Origin of the sequence: Nostoc parmelioides FACHB-3921 (assembly GCF_014696625.1) — a bacterium.
GTDB classification, from domain to species: domain Bacteria; phylum Cyanobacteriota; class Cyanobacteriia; order Cyanobacteriales; family Nostocaceae; genus Trichormus; species Trichormus parmelioides.
This window is the reverse complement of sequence record NZ_JACJQL010000067.1, coordinates 21402-31509: the sequence shown is the minus strand read 5'-3', so window position 1 is coordinate 31509 and position 10108 is coordinate 21402. Positions and strand designations below refer to the sequence as shown.

10 protein-coding genes are annotated in these 10108 nt (G+C 39.6%); all 10 read left to right on the top strand.

From position 1 onward, the window contains the following. Window positions 1–196 precede the first annotated feature (196 nt). On the top strand, window positions 197–793 hold the full coding sequence (locus tag H6G14_RS27090; RefSeq protein ID WP_190571327.1) for a Mov34/MPN/PAD-1 family protein: 597 nt from the start codon (window positions 197–199) through the stop codon (window positions 791–793). Next, window positions 781–1638, top strand: coding sequence for a ThiF family adenylyltransferase (locus tag H6G14_RS27085; RefSeq protein ID WP_190571326.1), 858 nt, complete (start codon window positions 781–783; stop codon window positions 1636–1638). The genes H6G14_RS27090 and H6G14_RS27085 overlap by 13 nt, the downstream gene beginning before the upstream one ends. Before the next feature lie 44 nt (window positions 1639–1682). Continuing rightward, window positions 1683–2366 (top strand): hypothetical protein, encoded by a 684-nt coding sequence (locus tag H6G14_RS27080; RefSeq protein WP_190571324.1) that lies wholly within the window; start codon window positions 1683–1685, stop codon window positions 2364–2366. Beyond that, on the top strand, window positions 2363–2710 hold the full coding sequence (locus H6G14_RS27075; protein WP_190571322.1) for a hypothetical protein: 348 nt from the start codon (window positions 2363–2365) through the stop codon (window positions 2708–2710). The genes H6G14_RS27080 and H6G14_RS27075 overlap by 4 nt, the downstream gene beginning before the upstream one ends. Further along, the gene (locus tag H6G14_RS27070) at window positions 2673–3728 is read left to right on the top strand and encodes a DNA methyltransferase family protein (RefSeq protein WP_242053812.1); all 1056 of its coding nucleotides are present in this window, start codon (window positions 2673–2675) and stop codon (window positions 3726–3728) included. Before H6G14_RS27075 ends, H6G14_RS27070 begins: the two co-directional genes overlap by 38 nt. A 220-nt stretch (window positions 3729–3948) precedes the next feature. Continuing rightward, window positions 3949–4236: a hypothetical protein gene (locus H6G14_RS27065; protein WP_190571320.1), complete on the top strand. Its 288-nt coding sequence runs from the start codon at window positions 3949–3951 to the stop codon at window positions 4234–4236. 111 nt (window positions 4237–4347) lie between these two features. Beyond that, complete coding sequence (locus H6G14_RS27060) at window positions 4348–5340, top strand: DUF5895 domain-containing protein (RefSeq protein WP_190571318.1); 993 nt, start codon at window positions 4348–4350, stop codon at window positions 5338–5340. Window positions 5341–5419: 79 nt separating this feature from the next. Next, complete coding sequence (gene dnaN / locus H6G14_RS27055) at window positions 5420–6754, top strand: DNA polymerase III subunit beta (RefSeq protein WP_190571316.1); 1335 nt, start codon at window positions 5420–5422, stop codon at window positions 6752–6754. Window positions 6755–6819: 65 nt separating this feature from the next. Beyond that, window positions 6820–8109, top strand: a complete 1290-nt coding sequence (gene dnaX, locus H6G14_RS27050; RefSeq protein WP_190571314.1) for a DNA polymerase III subunit gamma/tau — start codon at window positions 6820–6822, stop codon at window positions 8107–8109. A 156-nt stretch (window positions 8110–8265) separates the two neighbouring features. Continuing rightward, on the top strand, window positions 8266–10083 hold the full coding sequence (locus H6G14_RS27045; RefSeq protein WP_190571311.1) for a 3'-5' exonuclease: 1818 nt from the start codon (window positions 8266–8268) through the stop codon (window positions 10081–10083). The last annotated feature ends 25 nt before the right edge of the window (window positions 10084–10108 follow it).

Genomic DNA, 10108 nt, shown 5'->3' with positions numbered 1-10108 from the left:
TGGAAAAATAAATTTTCTACTTTCACTATTTTTGCGAAGTATAAAATGGATATCTGCTTCGTGAAGCATAATGTGAGCTAAAAGCTCATTTTTTCATTCAAGTCACAAAATCCTACCCTTCAAGTGACCTTGTTCCGGTTCATAGCTGGAAAGTCACAACCCCAGAAGACATTATCAATCATTTGTTCAGTTAAGCATGAATCCTTTTATCGGTTATCACCTCGCTACAAGTAATAACTTTCCTCCCTACAGTCAAAAACTCCAGGAATACTGGCTGGCAGCAAATGGGCTTTTCTTGCGATCGCACCGTCGCGAGTTAGAGGTTTGCTTGCAAATTGCCCAAACTCAAGTTGCTGGACTCCAACCCCTTGAACCCTACTTTCGCCTGAAAGTCCCAAAAGTCCCAAGCCTTGTAATCACTGATATTATCAATGCTGCCAGTATCAACCCCCAACAGGAAATCCTATTCTACTTGGGAGTGACAAACTACCAATGGTGGTGTCACACGCCACTGCAAACTGCGTCTTCTACTCACGTCCTATCTTTAGAAAGCGCACTCGATAAAAGTTATACAGATGGGATAGTGGAAATACACAGTCATGGAACTCTAGCTGCTTATCCTTCAAGTGCAGACAATCAGGAAGAAAAAGGCAAATTTCGAGTGTTCGCAATCATTGGCACGCTGAATAATATTCCCACAATTTATACCCGCATCGGGATATACAATCACTTTTTCGACATCAACCCCAATCAAATATTTGAACTGCCGCCACAGGTAAAATGCTTGAATTAACTACTTACCAACAAGCTTTACCCGTCTTACCTCGCAATCATACTCGTATCAACTTCGTCTTAGTAGGAGTAGGAGGAACAGGCGGGTTTCTTGCAGAAGATTTATGTCGAATTATTCTGCAACTCCAGCACACTAGAAAAGAAATTAACTTTGCGATCGTTGATGGCGATACTGTCGAACTCAAGAATATCAGCCGCCAAAATTATCAACAAGCTGAAATTGGGCTACCAAAGGCAGAAACACTGGCTGCAAGATGCAGTGCCAAGTATGGAATAGAGATTACAGCCGTTTGCGACTGGTTTGAAGAAGACATGATTCGCACGGCCAGTTGGTGGAATACCCTAACGGTAATCATTGGCTGTGTAGATAACAGCACAGCTAGAAGCAAAATTCACTCTGTTCTCAAAATCAACAGTGCAAATGAGCCAGCATCGCTATTTTGGCTGGATTGTGGAAACAGCAACTACTCTGGACAAGTAGTAATTGGAACGCACTCTAATTTTGATATAGTCCAAGCTTCCAATAACCCAGACAAACCTCAATTCTGGTTACATCTTCCGTCCCCGGTGCTGGTTCACCCAGAACTGCTAGTTCCTCAGCCAGAAGAACTTAGCGACAACAACCTTTCATGTGCAGAAATTCAAGCACGGAATTATCAATCACTATTCGTCAATAAAATGACGAGTGCGATCGCAGCCCAGTATCTACTAGAATTAACCCTCACTGGGGGGTTGAAAAAGTTCGCTAGTTATTTTGACCTCAAAGCAATGTCAACCCGAAGTTTATATACAAGCATTGACCAACTCAAAAAATACTATATTCCGCAAACAAATTACCACAAATAGCTGACGCAAATATATCCCAAAAACTAAATTTGGGATATATTTTTATGAATCGTTTTAATCACAAAACACTTGAACTAGTTGAACAGAATCCAGAATGTTTATCAACGATAAATTATCGTAATCTAACTGTCAAAAGTGAATCTGAAGTTGCTGGCGGTCAGTTTCATCTCATTATGCAACAAATTGGGTTAGGGCTACCAGTCGAAGCTTTATTAAAGGCATACCCCCAAATTAATAACTGGGTCGATAAGGTAAAACCTTTTCTAAATATTCCTGGCAACAAACAATGGAACGCCCAATTTCAATATTTATACCACGATATTCTTCTCTACAGCGAGTGCGACCTCATTATCTACGGTGAAAATCAAGTAGTTGGGTTTGACTGGACAATTCAAAAACCTCCTAAATTTGAAATTCTTGAGAACAAATGGCAAACTCAACTGAGATTATTTCTCCTTCACGAACGAACAGGAATACCATTGGAACAAATTAGCCTGGTTTACTTGTTCGTTAACACTGATAGTATTTACCAGTTTACTTATTCTGAAGATAAACATTTGAATTTCCAAGCCAGGCTGGAAGAAACACTCGCTCCTTTTGTAGAAGATGATAAGGAGAAAAAACTTTTAGCCCACAAAATGACCCCTCAAGAAGCACATGATAAATGGTTAGCAAAAGAAATATCAACTATGGAATATTTAGCAGCAATTCCTGAAGTTGAAATATGAATCCAACAGAATTAAATATCACGAAAATCGAACTCACTCCTAACAGTGGTTGGACGCTCAATATTCTCTCGCGTCGGGTAGCAACTATTACCGACCCCTTGGGAAATAGAAAAACCAGCTACTTCGGGTTCGATACCAAGGAACAAGCCGAAAAGTTTAGAGATTGGCTTGTCAGAAAAAACAAATGTAGTAGTGCAGTTGTCCGTCACTCAGAACGATTAGCTACTGAATGGGAGGTAAAAGCTTGGAATGTACCAACCTCCCTAATTCTTGAATGCGCCGTCAAAGATTTAAAGGAATCAAGCAATGCAACTATCTCTACTAAATCTACCCTACAACGATGATAATTCACCCATAGCAGATATTTTTAATATTCCCAACTTAGAAAAAGCAGAATTCCTCCGTAATTTAGCTGCTTCCATGCAGCCAACAATCGACCAAAAGAAAAATCCTGCTATTGAAAATCAAAGGGCGACAAAGCGTCGTAAAACTATAGCTCAAGGAATAATCCAAGAAGGAATTGAACTTGAGATTATCCAGTCTTGGCTATTTGCGATCGCACAAATGTGGGAAGTAGGAAATATCCCACCAATACTACGCGGTATATCTCACAAATCGCAAGTAGAAGCCTTATTTAGGATTTCCCAAATGGGAGAAACAATTCAGAAAGTCCAAGAAAAATTAGCAAGCGAATATTACCAAGACTGCGTAAAGTCTTTGAGCCGCGCCGGATTACATACACCAAGCGAAATCATATCCGCAATAACAGAAATTCAACAGGTAGTAAAACCTGAAGCAATTGATACTACCAAGCAACTACTCAATAAGCTTGAGTTAGAAATCATTGGGATGAAAGATGGAGATTTCTTCCCTACTCCTAAACTAGTCTGTCAACGGCTTGTTCAACTGGCAGATATTAAACCAAATTGGCAAATTTTAGAGCCTAGTGCTGGTAGTGGAAATATTGCTGAGTATATCACTGATACCTATCCTAATGTTCAACTAGAGGTGGTTGAGATTAATTACGATTTACGACAAATTCTAGAATTCAAAGGATTTAATCTCGTAGGGAAAAACTTTCTGGAGTTTAACCCCAGGCATTTATACAATGCCTGTATCATGAATCCTCCATTTTGTGAACTTGTCCAACATATCTACCAGGCTTGGAAGTTACTCGTAATGGGTGGCGTATTAGTTTCAGTCATACCTGAATCAGTTTTCTTCAATCGTAAGTACAAAACCTTCAAAAACTGGCTACAAGCCAATAATAGCTATGTAGAAATGGTAGATAAAGATGCCTTTTTGAGTTCAAATAACCCTACAAACGTAGCTACCAGAATCATTAAACTCATTAAACCATAGTGTACTACAAGCGCATGGCATACTGCCAAATTGATAAAACTAAATATGTAACGTATATTTTCCCTATATGGGGACAATATATGAGATACAAAATCCTTACACAGCAAGAGTTAGAAGTAGCACTTAATAAGTGCAAGCTTGCTGGTTGGAATGTCAGTAATATCACCAAACTTAGTAATAAAATGCTTGAAATCAAACCCCAACGAACAAGGAGATAAATATGGCAATTGAAACTATTGCTTCTTATAGATTTATTCCTGGTAAAGACAGTCAAATAACCAGTTATGGATCTCCTGAAGAACAAACAGTTGCAATTCATAATTCAAGCATGGCATCTGTGTCACTGACTTTCACAACTGAAAACACATCTGTTCTTGGACAAATTATCATCAGTCTTCAGCAAATATACCAGACACTTATAAATACCAAAACTGAAATTATTCAGGAAGATACTTGCATTGACAGCTTTACAGGCTTAAGGGGAGAGTATGATGAAAAGTTTATCTAAATAACTAAGTATCAATCAATTTTTCAAGTCGTCTTAATAACAGACGACTTTTATTTTTTACAACGACTTTTTGCTTTACGCATTAAATATTGATTTCCATTAATTAAAATTATGGCAAGAAATCAAACAAAGCCTACTAATTCTGCTACTGAAGAAAGCACAGTATCCCAGTCTGAACCCCCTGAACAAACAGTTCAGAATAATACAAACATACAAAAGCGTAAATTAGCTATTTCTAAATTTGCAAATCCTGAGTACAATGCGCCGATTAGTAATATCTGCATCTGCCAAGTCATCAATCACATGGAAGCAGAAAAAGTTGGGTTGTTTATCAAAGATAAATACTTAGCAGCAATTAACTGGCAAGGACAAGAACCTACACACAAGCACACCTTCTCTAGCGGCACGCCAGAAATGGGAGTGTTGTTGCAATCGCCCAGGATGCACATTCTTGATGTTTCTCCTAGATATATTGAACAGCGCGATGACGGCAAGATTGTAGGAGTGTACGAATCACCTGATGGGTACGAAATGTACCAAGCACTTGGCAAAGATGCCGCAGTATTGAGAAGGTTCTACTTATTGCAACTTGTTGATGAAAATAATCATAACCTGCACTCAGTACCAATTGTCCTATCAATTAAAGGCGTTGCATCGTCAAAATTTGGCGAGGCTTATAAACAGTTCCAACGCGAACTAGAGGTTGCATTCGCCCGATTTACTGATACAACTGTCGCTGAAAAACGTGCAGAGTTTCATCGTCTTGGTGTATTTCAACCCACTTTTACACCATCTCTGGAACCTAAAGAAGCAGTCAACCAAAGAGATAAATCTTGGGTAGCAGTTGTCACTTCCTACAAATCACCAAACCCTGATGGAAGCGATTTTCTCGAATTCTTCTCAGAAGGCAAAGAAATCGATATCCAAACAACAATGCAGGCAAACCCCGAATTCTCTCACCGCATCGGTAAAACATCAACTGTTGTAGCAGAACATAATCGCCTGGTAGGTGCAGCTGATATTCCAGTAGCAGCACTTCCTCCTAGTACAGTAGGTCAAGCTTATACAGCATACAGTACTGAGATGGAAGAACTGCCCTACTAAAACAACTATCTCATGTAACCGAAAAGGGTGCTAGAAATAGCACCCGTTAAAACATCATTTACTAAAAGCAAAGTAACAAATGAAACTAAACATTGAACAATCTAAACTCGCAGAAATTCTAGAAACCGCTTATCTTGCAATTAGTTCTAAGCCCACTGATCCAATTTTAGGAAATATCTTACTGATAGCAAATGAAGATGGGATAGTATCAGCAACAGGAACAAACCTTAACCTTACAATTCATACTACAACGACCGCTAATGTAGAAACGTCAGGTCAGGTAGCACTACCAGCCAAACTATTAACTGACACTATTAACAATGTCAGAGGAGAAATTACCTTAGAGGTAGAAAACCAAGCCTGCATAATTACTCACAATAGCGGTAAATGCCGTCTGATTGGTGGAAAACCTGACGAGTTTCCAACTCTTCCCAAGGGAGAAAATCCAATAGAAGTAAATTTAAGTGCCAAGAAACTCCAAGCTGCACTTGAAGGGACACTCTATTGCACCAATGGTGACGAAACAAAGTTAGTTTTAACTGGTGTCAACTTCAAAATTGATACCAATAAGTGGCAAGCTGCTAGTACAAATGGTCACAAATTAGCACTAGTCACAGGAATACTTGATAGCGAATATTCTGACCCAATTGACTTTACTGTTCCAGGTAAGTCACTTGGCGAGTTAAACAAAATTCTCTCTCAAAGTGCCGATACAAGCGTGTGCAATATTCTTCTATCAAATAAAACTATTGAGTTTAGTCTTCCTAATACAAAGGTCATTTCCCGACTTTTAGAGGGAGAATACCCCAAAATCAATAGTTTGATTCCCAGAACATTTGAGTATGAATTTACATTAGAACGCAAGGGATTTGAGAGCGCACTGAAGCGGGTAAGTTATCTAGCTGAACGCAAGCAAAAGGTTGTCAAAATTCTCTGGGAATTGGAAGCTACACAGGCAACACTTTACACCGAAGCTACTGATATCGGGGATGCAGTTGACTCGGTACTGATGAAACCAGCAACTAGTCATTCAGAAAACATCAGTATTGGATTAAATATCGACTACCTTCTCGAAGGATTAAAGCACATCAGTACTGACGAAATCGTGGTGCGGTGTAACAAACCTACGCAACCAGTCATTATATGCCCAATGGGAGGACTGCTCAATCAGCTGTATCTGGTAATGCCAGTAGAAATTAAGCAGGGGTTTGAAAAGCTAAATAACCAAAGTACAAAGACAGAAGCCAGCACTCAACCTGAGCCTAGCACTGAAGAAGTAACAGATATAGCGCAGGCAACAAATGATAGTGAAAATTCTGAAACAGAAACACCATCTTTAGTAGCAAAAGATACTACTAAAGGTAAGTCAACCTCACGCTCGTCACGACCGAAAAAAGAAGTGGCGACTGCTTAAAAAATTAAACTCCTTATCAGTGCAGTTGGTAAGGAGTAAATAAAACACTTTTAATCATCAAAACTATGTACCAACCACTACATCTCAAATACCGTCCCCAGACTCTTAGTGAAGTTATTGGGCAAGAACATATCGTTCGCACTCTCATAAATGCGATCGCTCTCCAAAAGATTGCACCTGCTTACCTATTTAGCGGCCCCAAAGGTACAGGTAAAACCAGTACCGCCCGCATCATCGCTAAATCCCTCAACTGTCAATCAAGCAATGAGCCAACAACCAAGCCCTGTGGAGAATGCCATTCATGCAAGGGAATTACAGCATCTTCTTCTGTTGATGTAACCGAACTGGATGCAGCAAGCAATAGTGGAGTAGAACTGATCCGAGAGCTTATATCCACTATCCAGTTTGCACCAGTGGAAAGCAGATTCAAAATATTCATTATTGATGAATGTCATGCCCTAAGTAGCCAATCGTGGCAAGCACTCCTCAAAACCATTGAAAGCCCTCCCCGTCATGTAGTATTTATCTTCTGCACAACCGAGTTACACAAAGTTCCAGAAACCATTGTCTCCCGTTGCCAAAAGTTTGACTTTAAGAGAGTTCCTGTCTCGCTAGTTGCAAGCTACCTAGAACAAATATCTCACCAAGAAAGTATCAACATTGCGCCATCAGCAGTTACCGCCGTAGCTAAAGCAAACAAGGGACATCTGCGCGACTCACTCAAACTATTAGATCAGTTAACCTTACTAGGTGAAGAGGAAATTACCTCTAATTGGGTTTGGGAACTATCAGGCACTATTCCCGAATACGATCTACTCACCGTCTGTGAAAATATCATCAAAGGAGAAATTACGGGCAATTTAGGCATCCTTCAAGATTGGATTGAATCTGGTAAACAGCCAACTGCTATCCATACAAGTCTTGTCAACTTCCTCAAAGACTTACTTGTGTGCAAAACTAATCCCAATGGCAGACATCTTACACAGCTAGAAGAGGACACCTGGGAGGAATTAGTAAGTATCTCGCAGTTGTGGAATATCGACCAGATCCGAAATGCGATCGCAATCTTAATAGCACGCCAAAATCTCATGCGGGATGAAGACGCGCACCTTTGGTTAGAAGCTACACTTATCGAGATAGTTCCAACCAACAAGGGTAGTCACCAATCACAACCCTGGAAAGATTGGAAAACTGCCCAAGATGCGATTAACTGGGGCAAGGAACAGTTACCCCACTTAACACAAGCGCAGTTACAAGAACACTGGCAAAAGCTGACACCTATTAATGGTAAAAAAGCCCCTGCTTGGGTAGAAGCTGTTCAAAAGCTGCAACAAAAACAATTACAGCAAGCTTAACTTTAAGGAGGGTTATAGCTATGGTTATAACCCTATATTTCTTTGTGTATTCAATCAAATAACCAATTAAATTAACATTTACTACCACAGCAGCATACGCAGTTAAGTTGATAGTCAAAAATTAATATCAACATGAATTAGGAAAATCTCTAATTAATGAATTATAACCACAGAGATTTTGTAAAAAAATCTAGAGGAATAATCGTTGTCGATGAAGATAAACTAAACATTTATTGGAAAGATACTACTCCAATTAAACCTTGGCAGCCCAAAATACAACTCAAGCCGTATCAGGAACTTTCACAAATATTTGTTGATATCGAAACGGCAGGAATAAACCCATTTGAAAGGCGGATTTATGCTATTGGCTGTATGGATTCAAGGGGATATTCTACTATTTTCATGGATATCTCAGAAGCTAAAATACTGACCAAATTTATCAACCATCTCAGTAAAAGAACTCCAGATGTCATTTTCACATATAACGGGATGGCATTTGATATTCCATTTATTATTACTCGATGCAACTTGCACGGTATAAAACACCCATTTAAAGTTGCATCCAAATCTCGGACTATTCGTACTGCCCAAGTACGGGGCGAGCCACTAAAAATTCAGGAGGTATTCATCCGAAATAGCCAACACGTAGATATTTATATATGCGTTCTCAGGTGGGATTTCATAGCCAAAAAGCTAACTAACGGCAGATCGCTCAAAAAGGCTGTATTGGACATGGGACTGCGCCAGAACACTAGGCTAGTTCTTCCTTATGAGGAAATCCTCGCTTGTTGGAAAGATGGCCCCAACAGTAAGGGGTGGAAACGCCTGAAAGAGTATCTTATTTACGACCTCGAAGACACCCGGCTAATTGCGAATAGACTTGTACCCTCATACTATTACGAAGCACTAATTGTACCGGAAATGAACCTCCAGCAGCTAACACTTGCTGGTAATGGTACTAAATGGGAGCGAATATTTGAGCATCATTATCCAGGTTATAAACCAAAACCTGATCGCAAGTACAAATTTCAGGGAGGAATGGCTTACTCTATTCCTGGACTGTATAGAAGGGTTGGATATGCAGATATTAGCTCAATGCACCCTTGGGCAATGCTAGACAAGGGTATTTGCTCAATTAAAGATACAGAACGTATTGGACTAAGTATTCTGCAATATTTGGTGAATGAAAAATTCAGGTTGGAACAACTTGCATCTGCTGGAGATGTTGCTGCTAAGGAAAAAAGAGAATCAGTCAAGGTTTTAGCTAACTCTGAGTTTGGATTCTTCGGCACGTCTGAACTCGCGTTCAATGATATGGAGGCTGCTGCATTAGTTACAGCCTACAGTCGAAAAGTACTCAAGCTAATGATTGAAATTATCACTCAGCACGGTGGTACTCCTGTGGAAGTTGACACCGATGGAGTGTTTTTCACCCATCCCAACCCAGAAGAGGTACGTAGTTTACTTCAATCTCAATTGCCTAAAGGGATAACTGTCAAGCTAGAGTTTATCGCTGACGCTATGTTTATCCCCGAACGGGGAACCAAAAATTACCTTTTATGGCTTCCAGACGGGAAAATTATCACTAAAGGCAACTGGCGCAACCGCGATCGCTCTCAACTGGAGAAAGAGTTTTCTATTGAGTATTTAACCCTGCTAATTCAAAATGTATCAGCAGCAGAAGATTATTATGTACACATCAAATCCCAGATTTTCTCAAGGGAATATCCAAAAGAAAAACTTGCAATCACACGCAAAATTAAAGAGGGCGAAAAAGAAATCCTTAAACTAGGGAAACCTGGAGATGTAGTCACTTACTATTACGGAATTAGCGGCATAACTAATACCAGTAGTAATGAGAATTATTCACGTCAATACTATCTTCACTTGATTGAGAAAAGGCGAGAAGAAATTCTCAAAATAGCTGCTCCTGCAACACTAGAAAGTAACAAGCGTCAGTTATCTCTTTTCTAAATGAACAAAGTTGAGATTTTAGGTA